The 14,800-nt window shown below is 69.3% G+C and carries 14 protein-coding genes and 1 pseudogene; 4 read left to right on the plus strand and 11 right to left on the minus strand.

Annotation, left to right across the window (positions count from 1 at the left end):
* Positions 1–52 precede the first annotated feature (52 nt).
* On the plus strand, positions 53–640 hold the full coding sequence (locus tag OG456_RS31980; RefSeq protein ID WP_266569502.1) for an N-acetylmuramoyl-L-alanine amidase: 588 nt from the start codon (positions 53–55) through the stop codon (positions 638–640).
* A 37-nt stretch (positions 641–677) separates the two neighbouring features.
* Here OG456_RS31980 and OG456_RS31985 read toward each other — a convergent pair whose 3' ends face one another.
* The 4 genes and pseudogenes from OG456_RS31985 to OG456_RS32000 form a co-directional block, all read right to left on the minus strand.
* A complete protein-coding gene (locus OG456_RS31985; RefSeq protein WP_266567066.1) occupies positions 678–1,628 on the minus strand; it encodes an aldo/keto reductase family oxidoreductase in 951 nt (316 codons plus the stop codon).
* 46 nt (positions 1,629–1,674) lie between these two features.
* Positions 1,675–2,286 (minus strand): annotated as a pseudogene (locus tag OG456_RS50550) (SDR family NAD(P)-dependent oxidoreductase).
* Positions 2,287–2,288: 2 nt separating this feature from the next.
* Complete coding sequence (locus OG456_RS31995; protein WP_266567068.1) at positions 2,289–3,056, minus strand: glucose 1-dehydrogenase; 768 nt, start codon at positions 3,054–3,056, stop codon at positions 2,289–2,291.
* A gap of 73 nt (positions 3,057–3,129) precedes the next feature.
* The gene (locus OG456_RS32000; RefSeq protein WP_266567070.1) at positions 3,130–4,146 is read right to left on the minus strand and encodes a zinc-dependent alcohol dehydrogenase family protein; all 1,017 of its coding nucleotides are present in this window, start codon (positions 4,144–4,146) and stop codon (positions 3,130–3,132) included.
* Between the two features lie 287 nt (positions 4,147–4,433).
* Here OG456_RS32000 and OG456_RS32005 point away from each other — a divergent pair, with 287 nt between their 5' ends.
* Positions 4,434–5,318, plus strand: a complete 885-nt coding sequence (locus tag OG456_RS32005; RefSeq protein ID WP_266567072.1) for a helix-turn-helix transcriptional regulator — start codon at positions 4,434–4,436, stop codon at positions 5,316–5,318.
* 68 nt (positions 5,319–5,386) lie between these two features.
* Here the strand turns inward: OG456_RS32005 and OG456_RS32010 are convergent, their stop codons facing one another.
* Complete coding sequence (locus OG456_RS32010; RefSeq protein ID WP_266567074.1) at positions 5,387–6,556, minus strand: MFS transporter; 1,170 nt, start codon at positions 6,554–6,556, stop codon at positions 5,387–5,389.
* A 284-nt stretch (positions 6,557–6,840) separates the two neighbouring features.
* On the opposite strand from OG456_RS32010, the gene OG456_RS32015 reads away from it, so the two are divergent.
* Entirely contained in the window at positions 6,841–7,506 is a 666-nt protein-coding gene (locus tag OG456_RS32015) for an SDR family NAD(P)-dependent oxidoreductase (protein ID WP_266567076.1), read from the plus strand.
* A gap of 166 nt (positions 7,507–7,672) precedes the next feature.
* A complete protein-coding gene (locus tag OG456_RS32020; RefSeq protein ID WP_266567078.1) occupies positions 7,673–8,038 on the plus strand; it encodes a cyclophilin-like fold protein in 366 nt (121 codons plus the stop codon).
* Between the two features lie 57 nt (positions 8,039–8,095).
* Here the strand turns inward: OG456_RS32020 and OG456_RS32025 are convergent, their stop codons facing one another.
* The 6 genes from OG456_RS32025 to OG456_RS32050 all read right to left on the minus strand — a co-directional run bounded on the left by OG456_RS32025 (position 8,096) and on the right by OG456_RS32050 (position 14,704).
* Entirely contained in the window at positions 8,096–8,872 is a 777-nt protein-coding gene (locus OG456_RS32025) for an IclR family transcriptional regulator (protein WP_266567080.1), read from the minus strand.
* Between the two features lie 108 nt (positions 8,873–8,980).
* Positions 8,981–10,471, minus strand: a complete 1,491-nt coding sequence (locus tag OG456_RS32030; protein WP_266567082.1) for an NAD-dependent succinate-semialdehyde dehydrogenase — start codon at positions 10,469–10,471, stop codon at positions 8,981–8,983.
* 160 nt (positions 10,472–10,631) lie between these two features.
* A complete protein-coding gene (locus tag OG456_RS32035; RefSeq protein ID WP_266567084.1) occupies positions 10,632–11,315 on the minus strand; it encodes an aspartate/glutamate racemase family protein in 684 nt (227 codons plus the stop codon).
* An 81-nt stretch (positions 11,316–11,396) separates the two neighbouring features.
* The gene (locus OG456_RS32040; RefSeq protein WP_266567105.1) at positions 11,397–12,260 is read right to left on the minus strand and encodes a class II fructose-bisphosphate aldolase; all 864 of its coding nucleotides are present in this window, start codon (positions 12,258–12,260) and stop codon (positions 11,397–11,399) included.
* Positions 12,260–13,708: a four-carbon acid sugar kinase family protein gene (locus tag OG456_RS32045; protein WP_266567107.1), complete on the minus strand. Its 1,449-nt coding sequence runs from the start codon at positions 13,706–13,708 to the stop codon at positions 12,260–12,262. Before OG456_RS32045 ends, OG456_RS32040 begins: the two co-directional genes overlap by 1 nt.
* A gap of 156 nt (positions 13,709–13,864) precedes the next feature.
* Entirely contained in the window at positions 13,865–14,704 is an 840-nt protein-coding gene (locus OG456_RS32050) for a hypothetical protein (protein ID WP_266567109.1), read from the minus strand.
* Positions 14,705–14,800: the final 96 nt, after the last annotated feature.

Genomic DNA, 14,800 nt, shown 5'->3' on the forward strand with positions numbered 1-14,800 from the left:
ACGGCCGCGGCCACTGCTCCTGGCGGTGGCCGCACTGGCCGCCGCCGTCGGCATCACCACGGCCGCGGTCACCGCCGGCGATCCTCCGGGCGGCGCCCTCAGCGGTGTGGAGAGGGACAACCGGCCCGGTGCGGTGGACGCGGCATCGGCTCAGTGGCTCGCCGCCTCACCGGCCAACTATCGGGTCGCCGACCGCCCGGACGACTACCGCGTCGACCGGATCGTCGTCCATGTGACGCAGTCCCGCTTCGCGGACGCCGTTCACGCCTTCCGTGACCCCGCACATCAGGCCGCCGCCCACTATGTGGTGCGAGCATCCGACGGCCACATCGCCCAGACCGTCCGCGAGGCGGATGTGGCCTACCACGCGGGCAACAGGGAGTGGAACGAGCGCAGCGTCGGCGTCGAACACGAAGGGTATGTCGACGACCCGCAGCGCTGGTTCACCGACGCCGCCTACGAAGCCTCGGCGGAGCTCGTCGCCGGGATCGCCGAGCGGCACGGCATCCCGGTCGACCGCGAGCACATCGTCGGCCACAGCGAGGTCCCCGGCGCGACCCACACGGATCCGGGCCGCTACTGGGACTGGGACCGGTATTTGCGACTGGTCCGGGACGCGCACGAACGGCTCACCGCCTGAACCCCTCGTCGGCGAGCCGCTACCGGGCCTGGCCTGGTCAGGGCACCCGATGCCCGGCTGCGCTGATCAGGCCGTACCACTCGGCACGGGTGAGTGGGATGTCAGAGCCCGCCGCGGCCTCGGCGACACGTTCCGGGGTGGTCGTGCCGAGGACAACCTGCATGGCTGCCGGGTGCCGGGTGATCCACGCCGTGGCGATCGCGATCGGGGTCGCGCCGTACTTCGCGGCGAGTCGGTCCAACAGCTCATTGAGCTCCGGGTAGTCCTCGGAGCCGAAGAAGACGCCGTCCTGGAAGCCCTTCTGGAACGGAGACCAGGCCTGCAGCGTGATTCCGTTGATGCGGCAGTAGTCGACGATGCCGCCGCCGTCGCGGGTGAGGGAGTCGGGCTCGCCGACCATGTTCGAGGCCAGCCCCTGAGCCACGATCGTGGAGTGTGTCACCGAGAGCTGGACCTGGTTGGCCACCAGCGGCTGCCCCACGGCGGTCTTGAGCAGGTCGATCTGGCGCGGGGTGTGGTTGGAGACACCGAACGCCCGGACCTTGCCGGAGGATTCGAGGTCGTCGAAGGCCCGTGCCACCTCTTCGGGTTCGACGAGGGCGTCGGGCCGGTGCAGGAGCAGCACGTCGATGTAGTCCGTGTTGAGCGCGCGCAGCGAGTCCTCGACGGAGGAGACGATGTGTGTGTAGGACGAGTCGTAGTGCCACTCCGCGTCCACGATCCCGGTCTTCGTCTGCAGCGTGATCTGCTCACGCTCCGCCGCGGATAGCCCGAGCGCCTCGCCGAAGCGGCGCTCGCACCAGTGCGTGCCGCCGCCGGGGTGCTTGAACCCGTACAGATCGGCGTGGTCGAAGAAGTCGATCCCCGTCTCGCGCGCGGTGGTGTAGAGGTCGCGGATCTGGTCGTCGGTCTTGTCGGAGATCCGCATCATCCCGCTGATGACGTTCGGGGCGCGGCCGTCGTTCGTGCCGAAGGGCACGGTCCTCATGGTGTTCTCTCTCTGTTGCTTGCTTCGATACGGGGTGGGGTGTCGCCTAATGCGCGGTGAAGCCGCCATCGACGGGCAGTGCCACTCCGGTGACGTAGCGGCGCCATAGCTGCACAGCTACAGCACTGCGCCGGCGATCTCCTCGGGCCCGCCGAGGCGGGCCATCGGGGCCACGGCGAGCGTGGCGTCCACGTCGAGTTCGCCCGCGGTGCTCATGCGCTCGACCATCGGGGTAGCGATCGTGCCGGGCACACGGCGTTGACGCGGATGCCGAGCGGCGCGTACTCGAGGGCCAGACGCCGCGCAGGTTGACCGCGACGACCGAGTCGAAGGACGTGGCGGGTTCATCGGCCGCTCCGGAGGGAGGGATCATGATGCCGGCGTTGTTGAAGGCCATGTCCAGGCGGCCGAACGCCTCGACGGTCGCGGCGACGGCATCGGCGACCTGCTGCTCATCGGACACATCGCATTCCAGGGCGAGCACGCGGTGGCGGTCGCGGGTCAGCTCCTCGCCGAGGCGCTCCACGGCGTCACGGTCGATGTCCGCCAGCGCGACCGCGGCACCTGCCTCGGCGAAGGCACGAGCCGTGGCCGCACCCATGCCGGCGCTGGCGCCGGTGACGAACGCGACCTGCCCACTGAAGTCGTATTGCACCATCGTCACAGGCCGACGGTCTGACCGCCGTCGACGACCATCGCGTGGCCCGTGGCGAAGGCCCCCAGGTCGGAGCAGAGCCACAGCACGGCGGAGGCGATCTCCTCGGGGCGCCCCATGCGTCCGACCGGCTCCTGGGCGATCACACGGGCCCGGCCCTCCGGAGTGCCGCCCGAGAACCGGTCCATCATCGGGGTCTCGATGATGCCCGGACAGACCGCGTTGACCCGGATCCCGTCGGCGGCGTAGTCCAGCGCCGTCGACTTCGTCAGTCCGATGACGGCGTGCTTCACCGCGGCGTAGGCGGCCTGCCCGCGGATACCGATCACGCCCGCGCCCGAGGAGGTGTTCACGATCGACCCGCCGCCGGTCTGCAGCATCAGCGGAATCTGCGCCTTCATGCACAGGAACACACCCCGCAGGTCGACGTCGAGAAGGCGGTCGAACTCCGCTTCCGTGATGTCCGCGAGCGGCGCGGGCGGCTGCTCGATGCCGGCGTTGTTGAAGGCGATGTCGAGGCGGCCGAACTCCTCCATTGTCTGCTGCAGCGCCGCGGCGATGTCCGCGGAGTTCGTGGCGTCGCACTTGACGGACAGGACGCGTCCGCCATGCGCGGCGACCTGGCGTGCCGTCTCGGCGTTGCCCTCCTCGTCGATGCCGGTGACGACCACGTGGGCGCCTTCCTCGGCAAACGCGACTGCCGTGGCGCGGCCGATGCCACTGCCGGCGCCGGAGATGAAGGCGACCTTGTCCTTGAAGCGCTGTGCGGTCACGATCTGTCACTTGCCTTTCTCGGCGGAGAGAGGAGGGTCATGCCGGGCGGCATGACCCTGGTGCGGTGGCCGCTCAGGGGGTGAGGAGGGTCTTGATGGCGCGCCGCTCATCCATGGCCTGGTAGCCCTCGGCGACCTCCTCCAGCGGCAGGGTGAGGTCGAAGACCTTGCCGGGGTCGATCCGTCCGGTCAGGACGCGGTCGATGAGGTCGGGCAGGTAGCGGCGTACGGGGGCGGGACCGCCGCGCAGGCCGACGTGGGAGAAGAACAGTTCCTGGCCGTCGACGGCGACCTCGTGCGGAACGCCGACGAAGCCGACGTTGCCGCCGGGCCGGGCCGCGCGCAGAGCCTGCTGCATGGACTGTTCGGTGCCCACGCACTCGAGCACGGAGTCGGCGCCGATGCCGTCGGTGAGGTCCTTGATGCGGGCGACGCCCTCGTCGCCACGTTCGGTGACGATGTCGGTGGCGCCGAATTCCAGAGCCAGCTTCTGCCTGCTCTCGTGTCGGCTCATGGCGATGATCCGCTCGGCGCCCATTTCCTTGGCGGCGATGACACCACACAGGCCGACAGCCCCGTCGCCGACGACGACGGCCGTGGAGCCGGACTCGACCTCGGCGGCGTCGGCGGCCCACCAGCCGGTGCCCATGACGTCGGAGACGGCGAGCAGGCCGGCCCAGTGCTTCTCGTCCGGCACCTCGTCGGTGGCGACGAGGGTGCCGTGGGCGTTGGGGATGCGTACGTAGTCGGCCTGGCAGGTGGACATGAACTCGCGGTGCAGGCAGCTCGACTGGAAGCCGTTGCGGCAGTTCGCGCAGGTGTTGTCGGAGGTGGCGAAGGAGCCGACCACGAACTGTCCGGGCCGTACGTGGGTGACCTCGCTGCCGACCTCTTCCACGAAGCCGACGTACTCGTGCCCCATCGGGTGCGGGTCACGGATGGGCTCCGCGCCGCGGTAGGGCCACAGGTCCGACCCGCATACGCACGTCACGGCGGTACGGATGATGGCGTCGGTGGGGTGGAGGAGCTTCGGGTCGTCGAGCGTCTCGAAGCGGACGTCGCCGGGGGCGTGGATCACTGCTCCGCGCATGAGGTGATTCCTTACGTGCTGAGAGCGGGCCGCGCGTATCGGCTCCGCAGCTGTGTTCGTCGTCCTGAGGTGGCACATCAATTTCCGCGGGGCCCTTGTACCGGCCCCTTGAGATGTCACGTCTTCCAGGTAACCGCGATTTCGTGCGGGCTGCGAGTCACTGTTGAGGGGGGTACTGGCAGGGCACCCTTCAGAGTGGCGCTCGGGGATTCGGAGAGGCGTCCCTGCGAATGGGGGTACTCCGAGGGTCTCCTTCGACGACGTTTGCTCGGGCTACCGTGGAAAGCGTGGATAACCGTGCAGAGGTCCGTGAATTCCTCACTTCCAGACGTGCCCAGGTCACCCCCAAAGACGTCGGCCTGCCGGCCGGAACGAACCGGCGGGTCAGCGGACTGCGGCGCAGCGAGGTGGCCACGCTCGCCGGGGTGAGCGTGGAGTACTACACCCGCCTGGAACGCGGAGGGATCAGCGGAGCATCACCGGAGGTGCTCGACGCGATCGCCAGGGCCCTGCGTCTGGATGACGCCGAGCGGGCCCACTTGTTCGACCTCGCGCACGCCGCCAGCCCGGTCGCCAGGCCGCCGCGGCGGCGCAGCGCAAAGGGCTGGACGCCCCACGAGAGCCTTCAGTGGGCGTTGGACGCCGTGATCGCCGGGCCGGCGTTCGTCCGTAACGGGCGCATGGACCTCCTCGCGGCGAACCAGCTCGCGCGGGCGTTCTACATGGAGGTCTACGACATGCCCGTCCAGCCGCCAAACATCGCGCGGCACGTCTTCCTGGACGAGCGGGCCAGTGAGTTCTACCCGGACTGGGACGCCTTCGCGGAAGTCACCATCTCCATCCTGCGCACCGAGGCGGGCCGAGACCCTCACAACAAGGAGCTGCACGATCTGATCGGCGAACTCTGCACTCGCAGCGAGGAGTTCCGCCGTCGATGGGGTGCTCACAACGTCCGCCACCACGGTGCCGGCTTCAAAACCTTCCGGCATCCTGTCGTCGGCGAGGTGACGCTGGCGTTCGAGGGCCTGGAAATGGCCGCCGAGCCGGGGCTGACCTTGACCATCTACACCGCGGAGCCGGGCTCCGCCTCCGAGGAGCGGCTGCGTCTGCTCTCCTCCTGGTCTGCGGACGAGTGCCGGACGGAGACGCAGGAGGAACAGTATCGCTCCTGACGCTGATGATGTGGTGGAGGGCGGGACCGCGACTGCGGTCCCGCCCTCCACCACATCATCGGGGGCGCTCAGCGACGGTCGCGGGCGGCGAGAATCGTGAGCGGGAGGAAATAGAGAGCGGAGATGGCCGTGCCGACCACGACCGGGCCCGTCGCACCGAGCGCCGACTCAAGGGCGAACCCCGCGATCCACGAGCCCACCGCAGTACCGAAGTTGAACGCGGAGGTGCTCAGCGCGGACGCGAGTGTTGGCGCCTGACCCGCATAACCGACGGCCTTGCCGATCAGGACGGGGTTCGTGGACATCCCGAACAGTCCGAGCAGCGCCACCAGCACCACGGTCACGACCAGGTGGTGTGAGAAGAGCGCGAGCGCGCCGAGCACGAGGAACGTCATGCCCGCGGAGGTGAACAGCAGCTGGTAGGGGCGGTGCGAGTCGACGCGCCCACCCAGATAGGAGCCGATCAGCGCGCCGATCCCGTAGGCGACGAGCACGAGCGGCACCGCGGTCGTCGCCAGCCCCGTGTTGGTGACAAGGAGCGGCGAGATGAAGCTGTACGCGGCCAGGGAGGAGCCACACACGATGGCGCAGCAAGCCAGCGTGAGCCAGACACGACCGTCCCGCAGACTGCTCAGCTCAGCGCGCACGGAGGGCAGCGGGCCGGACGTCGGGTCTGGTGCCACTTGCCGGTAGACCACGAGCGCGCCGAGCGCGGCGAGGAGGGCGAGCGCCCAGAAGGGGCCGCGCCAGCCGACGGTTTGTCCCGCGAAGGCGCCCAGCGGAACCCCCAGCACGTTGGCGAGCATTCCGCCGCCCAGGACGATGCCCAGGGCGCGTGAACTGGCCGCAGGCCCGGCCGCCTTGGCCGCGACGACGGCCGCGACAGCCCAGAAGGCGCCGGTGGCGAGGGCCGTGAGGAACCGCGCGCCGAGCACCACAGCGTAGTTCGAGGTCAACGCGACGATGACGTGCCCGACGGCGAAGACGAGCAGCGCAAGGCTCAGTGTCAGGCGCCGGGGAAGCTTGAGCGTGAGGACGGCCATCAACGGGGTGCCGACGATCATGCCGATCGCGAACACGGTGATCATCAAGCCCGCGCCGGCGACGGTGATGTCCAGATCGCGGGCGATCTCGGGAAGAAGGCCCGCGACGACGAACTCTGTCGTCCCCATGAGGAAGGTGCCTGCGGCCAGCAGGTAGATCACCAGCGGCAGGCGTGTTCGGGAAGGTGTGGGCACGGGAGCGGGCGTGGGCGGACTCGTGACGGTCGTCATGGTGGTGGAGCAGAACTTTCTGATCAGTGCGGTGGTAGACGCGGAACAAGCGGCGGACACGGTGGCTGCGAGGGCAGTCGGGTGTGTCCTTGTACAGGACACCAGTCCTGCCGCAACTGAGGGAGTCCCGGTCGGAGGGGGTACTGAGAGGGACTCCCCAGGCGCAAGATCGCTGCTTAGCGTGGAAGACCTGAGTGGACGGTGGCCACGCCCCGGCCGCGCACCAGGAACACACCAGGAGAGATGTCATGACGACCATCGCCATCCTCGGCGCCGGCCCCGGGCTCGGTGCTGCCGTGGCCCGCCGCTTCGGCCGCGAGGGATTCTCCGTCGCGCTGATCTCACGTACGAAGGAGAACGTCGAGGCCCTTGCCGCCGGCCTGTCCGCCGAGGGCATCGAGGCCCGTGGATACACCGCCGACGTGCAGGACCGCTCCGCTCTTGCCAGCGCGCTCGCGGCGGCCGCCGAAGACCTCGGCCCGATCGATGTGCTCCAGTACAGCCCGGTCCCGCGCCGGGACTTCCTGCGTCCCGTTCTGGAGACGACGGCCGACGACCTTGGTGCCGCCGCCGAGTTCTCGATCCTCGGCCCGGCCGTCGCGGTGCGGCAGGTGCTGCCCGCCATGACGGAGCAGGGGCGAGGCACGATCCTGCTGGTGAACGGAGGGAGCGCGGCCCGCCCCAACGGCAACGTGGCCGGAACCTCGGTCGCCTTCGCCGGTGAATCCGCGTACGGCCAGCTGCTCCATGAAGCCCTCGCGGAGCGGAACATCCACGTCGGACAGCTGATCATCCCCGGAGCCATCGGCGGCGGCGACCCCCTGTACGCCCCCGAGGCGCTGGCGGACCGGCTCTGGACGATCCACGTCGAGCGCGGCCCGTTCCGTACGACCGTCGGCACCGGTTCGGACTGACACCGTGCGCATACCTGAGAAGCGGCCATCAGTGGGTGGTCGATGGCGGGTCGTGTCCCTGGCGATGTCCGCGGCCCTGTGCTTTACCCTCGCGTCGTGCACGAACGACACGAACGGGCAAGCAGCAGAACCGAGTTCACGGACAACCACGTCCTCCACGAGCGCCGTGCAGGGGCACGCCACACCCATCCACATCAAGATCGGCGACCGAACGGTGTCGGCGACGGTCCGGGACACCCCGACCGGAGCGGCCCTCCTCAAGCAACTGCCACGCACGCTGGAGTTCGAGGACCTCAACGGCGCCGAGAAGGTCGCAAAGCTCCCGAAGGAGCTGCCGATGAAGGGTATGCCGGAAGGTGACAACCCGAAAGTCGGCGACCTCGGCTACTACGCGCCGTGGGGAAACCTCGTCCTCTACTACGGGGACGTGGACTACTGGGACGGCATCGCCCGCATCGGACGCATCGACTCCTCGGATCTGGCCGCGATCTCCGGCCAGTCGGGCGACTTCACCGCAACAGTCGCGCGTTGACGTCCGGCGGCGGAGTGCTGCGCGAGCGGGCGTCGGCCCTCCCGCGCGCCGGATGCATCAGCTGTCCTGACTCTCCATCAGGCGCTCCGAGATAGTGGTCGCCGCCTGCTTGATGGCCTTGACGGCGTGCTCGACGTCAACGTCCCGCCGTTCCTTCTCGTCCCAGGCCGTGCCCACACTGCCCAGCGCCGTCTTCTGGTCGGTGAGGATCGGTGCCGCGACGCCATAGACGCCCGGGTTGAACTCCCCGACGGTCAAGGAGTACCCGTCCTTCTTGATCTTGCCCAGGTTCGCCCGGAAGGTGCTCCAGTTGTCACCGAGGCCGGCGTTCTCGATCTCGTCGCGCTGGCGTGGGTAGATGGCCTTCAGACGGTGATGGGGGAGATGCGCCAGGATGACCTTCGAGATGGCGCCTTGGAACAGTGGGCGCCGCTGTCCGCGGCTGAACCGGTTCTCCGGGCTGTCCGGGGCGCGGCACTCGCCGACGCAGAGCACCGAATCCCGGTACACGGTGCAGAGGAGGGCCGAGTGTCCGATCGTGTCCACCAGGTCCTCGAGGACGCCGTGACTGGCGAGTAGCAGCGGGTCCGTCTGGCGCATCTGCAGATCCATCTCGATGATCCGCGGGCCGAGGGTGTACAGGCCGCTGGTGACGGCGTTGAGCAGCCCTGCCTCGTGCAGGGTCTTGATGTAGCGATACCCCGTCGACCTCGAGGTCTCAAGAGCCTCGAGGATCTCGGCTGTCGACCACACCGGCTGTTTCTCGCTGAACAGCTCCAGGATGTGGAGCATCTTGGCCAGGCTCGCGCTGCCCTGAGTCGCTGTCTCTGTCACCACTGGACAATATCCCGCGATGTGGGATAGCGTCAAAGTTTCGGTCCGGGCCCGCACCGTACAGGGTGCCGGTTCAGGCCCGGGGCGTTCTCGTCATGGACCGCCACGTCACACCCGCGGGACCGCCAGGTACTTGTATTCGAGGAACTCCTCGATGCCTACACGGCCGCCCTCGCGGCCGAGCCCCGAGGCCTTGATGCCGCCGAAGGGTGCAGCGGGGTTGGACACGATGCCGGTGTTCAGGCCGACCATGCCGACCTCCAGAGCCTCGCTCACCCTGAAGCCGCGGTCCACGTCCTGCGTGAACAGGTAGCCGGCCAGGCCCCACGGGGTGTCATTGGCCATGCGGATGACCTCCTCTTCCGTGTCGAACGGGATGACGGGAGCCACCGGGCCGAAGATCTCCGTGGTCAGGAGGTCCGACTGTACCGAAACGTCCGAAAGGACGGTGGGGGAGTAGAAGTACCCCGCACGGTCCGGCCGGTTGCCGCCGCAGACGACCTTCGCGCCCTTGTCGACGGCGTCGTCGACGAGTTCCTGCACCTTCCGAAGGGCCTTCTCCTCCACGAGGGGCCCGACTTCGGTGCCCGGCTCCAGGCCGTCGCCCACTGCCAGCGCGTCCAGTCGGGCTGCGAGACGGCGGGCGAACTCCTCGGCGACGGGCCGCTGGGCGAAGATTCGGTTCGCGGCGGTGCAGGCCTCGCCCATGTTGCGCATCTTGGCCGCGAACGCCCCTTCGACGGCGCGGTCGAGGTCTGCGTCCTCGAAGACGATGAGGGGTGCGTTGCCGCCGAGTTCCATCGACGAGCGCATGACGTGCCGGGACGCCTGCTCGAGAAGGCGCACGCCGACCTCGGTGGATCCGGTGAAGCTGATCTTGCGGGCGATGCCACTCGACATCCACGGAGAGACCACCGAGGACGCCTTGGTCGTACACACGATGTTGAGGACGCCTGCGGGCAGTCCAGCCTCGATCAGGATGTCCGCGAGCTCCAGGGACGACAGCGGGGTGAGTGCGGCGGGCTTGAACACGATCGTGCAGCCCGCCGCGATGGCCGGCCCGATCTTGCGGGTGCCCATGGCGAGCGGAAAGTTCCACGGCGTCACGAGCACACAGGGGCCGACGGGTTCGCGCGAGACGAGGATGCGGTTCTTTCCGTCGCCAGTCGTCGTTGCGTCGCCGCCGATGCGGACGGCTTCCTCGGAGAACCAGCGGAAGAACTCGGCGGCGTACGCGACTTCGCCCTTGGCCTCGGCGAGCGGCTTGCCCATCTCCGCCGTCATGATGAGGGCGAGCTGGTCCTGTCGCGCCATCAGGAGGTCGTATGCGCGGCGCAGGATCTCACCGCGCTCACGTGGTGCCGTCCTGGCCCAGGCGTTCTGTACCCGGCCCGCGGTTTCGATCGCACGCAGGGCGTCCTCGGGGCCGCCGTTGGCCACGGTCGCGATGACTTCCTCGGTGGCCGGGTTGACGACGTCGAAGCGGGCGCCGGACGTGGCGTCGCCCCACTGGCCGTCGATGAAGACGCCGGTGTTGACCTTGGCGATGGCCTCACGTGCCTGCTCGGAGCTGCTGGGGGCGCTGACGTTGCTGGGCATGACAGTCCTTCAGTTCCCTTGGTGTGTCGGTCTCTGGACGGTGGAAGCCGGGGCGCTGGCCGTGGTCGTGCTCGGGCGGTCGTTGTCCCGGACGGACAAGTGGGAGCCGATACGCCGCAGCACAGGGCCATGTGAGCCCTGTGCTGCGGTACGGACGGGTTCAGGCCGTCTGCTTCTGCAGCACACGCACCGCGTCCTCTGCTCCACTGCGCGGGCTGCAGAGCACCGGCTTGCCGACTGCCTCGGCGATCACGGGGGCCAGCCGTGCCATGGAGGCCTGGGCCAGCACGATCGCGTCGACCTCCGCGGCGAGCTTTCGGGCCCCGTCGAGCACCATCGCGTCGTGGCGGTCGCGGTCACCGGACATGAGTACGGAGAAGGCCCCCTCGGAAAGAGCCTCCTTCACGGTGATGTCGCGACCGGCCGCCTGGGCCTTCTCCTTGACGAGGGCGCAGGTCGGCGGCAGCGTCGTGGGGACCGTCGCCAGGACGCCGATGGTGTCCGCGGTCTCGACCGCCGACGCGGTCATCGCGTCGTCAATCTTGACGATCGGGACGGACACCAGGCGTCGTGCCACGTCGATGGCCGGGCCGAGCGAGGAGCAGGCGGAGAAGATGACATCGGCCCCCGCGTTCTCCGCGGCCTGGGCCAGGTGCACCATGCGCTGCGTGCTGGCGGGTGAGACCTCACCGTCGTGCATGACGGTCGCGAGCACGTCGCTGTCGACGAAGTGCATGACCTTGGCGTCCGGGGCGAGTTCCGCGAGGTAGTCGTTGATGACCGGCTCGACGTTGACGAACACCAGGCTGGTGTGCAGGACGGCGATCTTGGGGGTGGTGGACATGGTGGCTCCTTATTACAGGGGGTGGTGCATCGGCCCGGGTGCTGAGAACGGCACGAGGGCGCGGGACAGTTGGTGCTGAGGTCAGGCGATTCCCTCATCGGCGTGCGGGCTGAGACGGCCGATGATCTCCAGGGCGGTGTCCCGGACCGCGTCGCGGCCCGCCGCCCATACGGAGACGACGTCGGATCCGGGCGGCGCCGACGGGAGGGTCGCGTGGACGGCCTCCAGATAGGCGCGGCGCAGTTCGGCGTTGACGTTGACCTTGGCGACGCCGCGCGCGAGAGCGCCCTGCAGTTCCTCGACGGGCAGACCGCTGGCGCCGTGCAGGACGAGCGGGACCGGTACGGCCTCGTGGAGGGCGGCGAGCCGCTCCAGGTCCAGGTGGACCGGGTCCTTGGTGAAGCCATGGACGTTGCCGACGGCGACGGCGAGTGCGTCCACGCCCGTCGCGGCCACGAATTCGGCCGCCTGCTGAGGATCGGTCATCGTCGCGGACTGCGCGACGGCGTCGGTGGAGACGTCCTCGTCGCCCGCCAGGGCTCCGAGTTCGGCCTCCACCCAGGCTCCGTGGTCGCGAGCCCGTCGGGCCGCCTCCTTCGTCAGCGCGATGTTCTCGGCGAACGGCAGGTGTGAGCCATCGACCATGACGGAGGTGTAGCCCGCCTCAAGACAGGCGGTGATCTCGTCCAGGTCCCGGCTGTGATCGAGGTGCACACCCAGGTGGGCGGCGGAGCGCCCGGCCGCGTCCAGCGCCAACCGCATCAGTGCGTCGCGCCCGGCGTGCTTGAAGGGGCTGGAACCCGCTTGGAGCAGGACGGGCCGGCCCGCTGCCTCCGCGGCGGCCGTGATGCCCTGGACCGTCTCCAGGTTGTAGGCGACGAACCCGGGCAGGGCGTGACCGGCGGCCGCGGCCTCCTTCAGGGCATCGGTTCCGTGCAACAACATCAGGCACTCCTCAGCAGGTCGAGGGCGTCGGCGAGCGCGTCGATGCCCCCGACGTTCCCGGCGAAGACGATGTAGGGGATGCCGGTGGCGGGGCCGTCCACGGGCTCCCAGAGCGAGACGATGCCGGGCAGCAACGTGCCCCGGGCCCAGGCGCGGCGGATCTCCAGCCCATGGGTGGCGGTGTCGCTGGAGGTGATACCGCCCTTCGCGACGACGAAGGCGGGCCGACGGGTGGCGTTGACCTGACGGACGGCCTCCACAAGTGCGGCGGAGACCCGGCGGGAGATCGACAGGCTGTCGTCCGCGTCGGCACCGGTCACCAGCGTGCGGGAGGTGCTGATCACGGCGTCGGCCGAATCAAGCGCGGCGGCGGCTGCGGCCGCGACCTCGGCGATGTGCGCGTCACGCCGCTCCTCGTCGAGCAGGAGGGCCACGTCCAGCTCGTACTCGGCGATCCCGCCGCGTTCGCGCAACCGGTCCAACTGCTGGGTTGTGAGCGTGACATGGGACCCGACGACGATGAGACCGTGCGGCGCGTCCCCGCGCAGCGGGCGCAGTTCATCGGAGGTGAGCGGTGCCCGCGCCGCTTGTCCGGCGCGGGCCCTGACGAAGGAAGGGCCGACCCGGTACAGCAGTCGTGTGCCGTTCTCCTCCGCTTGGGCGAGGGCCAGGGCGAGCACCCGAAGGTCGTCGTCGCACACCGCGTCGACCACGGCCGGGCGTCCGTCGCGCAGCGAGGACAGCAGCCGCCCCGTGTGCTCCGGACCTCCACGTCGCAGATCGTCGAGGGTGACGCGTAGCACCTGGTCCGCGAGCACGCGTCCGCCGGTCTTCTCCTCGACCCACTCCGGCAGCTTCGAGCTGCGGTAGCCGAAGGTGGCGTCGCGGGCGAACTCGCTTTCTCCGACCGGGAGCAGCCCGCCGGTCGTCCGCATCCAGTGGCCGGAGTCGACCGTCAGCCGCCCCGCCTCGATGTAGGCGGGAACCAGTACCACTCCGTCCGGAGTACCGGCGCCCAGATGTGTCAGCGTCTCGGCGAGGACATCGGTCTCCAGCGGGAAGTGGCCGCGCAGTGTCGAGTCACTACGGCTGGCCAGGACATACGTGGTGCCCTCTGCTGCCGACGCCACGTGCAGGGCGCGGACCACCTCGCGGTTGCGGGCGGCGGCGTCCTCGGGGGACAGGCTGCGGGTGTTGGTGAGGACGAAGAAGGCGGCGCTGTCCTGGCGCAACGCCCAGCGCAGGTCGTCCACCGTCCAGGACGTCAGGACGGGTACATCGGCGACCGTCTGGGTGCCGGTCGGATCGTCGTCGAGGACGACGAGTCGCGAGCCGCCGGAGATGCGGGCGGCCACTTCCGCGGCGCTCACCTCGCGGACCGGCGGGAGCGCGTCGAGCACGTCGGCCTCGGGAACGGGCCGCGTCTGGGCATGGAGGGGTGGGGGCATGGTGAATCCCTGACCTGCTGCGAGTAGTTGAGGTGATGTCAGTGGGCGTCACGAATTGACGGAACCCCGGCGTGGCAGGCGTCGCGGGGTCCGGCCCAGTGGGTGACTCCCGCGGGGCAACGCGGAGCCGTGGCTGCGTGTTGCCCCGCGATGGGTTCAGAACGTGTGCAGCACCATGCGCAGGAACTCGGCGGGCTCCGTGGCCTCGACCGCCACCGGGCCTTCGTTGGCCAGGAATTCGTACCCGGTCTCGGGCCCGTACTCGCTGCCCCCGGCGGTCACCCTGCCCTTGGTCTGGAACAGGATCTCGATGGAGTCGAACCGGCCCGCCCGGTAGACCGCGCCGGCGTCGAGGCGTACGAACCCGATGCGCAGGTCGCGTTCCGTGAAGCGGCCCAGCCACTTCTCCTCGACGCCCGTGTCGTCGCTCTTCTGCCAGTCGTAGGCCTCCGGGTCCATCGCGATGACATCGGTGTAGCGCGGAGCCGCGAACCGCAGCGCGCCGCCCGTGGCGTGCTCGAAGATCGCTTCGGAGCCGTCCTTGCTCTGGGCCACGCCGTTGTCGTCGGTGTAGTGGTACAGGCCCTTCTTGAACTCGCCGACCTTGTTCAGCTCGGCGTTCACCGCCTCGCGCCGCGCGACGCTCAGGTAGCCCTGGCCGCTCGCGCCACCGCACTGCAGCACCATCGTGCGCAGGCCTTCGGCGCGCTCCTGGGGGCCGTAGTGGACGCTCTCGGGGAAGTACCCGACCCAGCCCTCCTTGAGCACCTCGGTCTCCGTGTAGGGCAGCTCGCCCTGGATGACATAGCGGATCTGGTCGAAGTTGTGCCGGTGGCGCGGGGTCCGCCAGCCGCCGCCGCCCGTGAGGCCCATGTTCAGGTCGAAGTTGTTCGGCGAGTCGTCCTCGCCGAACAGCAGGTGCTTCTGGTCGAGCTTCCCCTCACGCATGGTTCCGACCTGCTCGATGTCGGTGTCGGATGCCTTGCCTACACGCATCTGAAGCTCCTTCGAAGAATCCATCACTGAGTCAATGTCGCCCGGCGGCGAGAGCCGATGAGTCGGGGCGCTGGGCCGGCCCGGTGTCGTCCTGCG

Origin of the sequence: Streptomyces sp. NBC_01446 (genome assembly GCF_026340095.1) — a bacterium.
GTDB classification, from domain to species: Bacteria; Actinomycetota; Actinomycetes; order Streptomycetales; family Streptomycetaceae; genus Streptomyces; species Streptomyces aureus.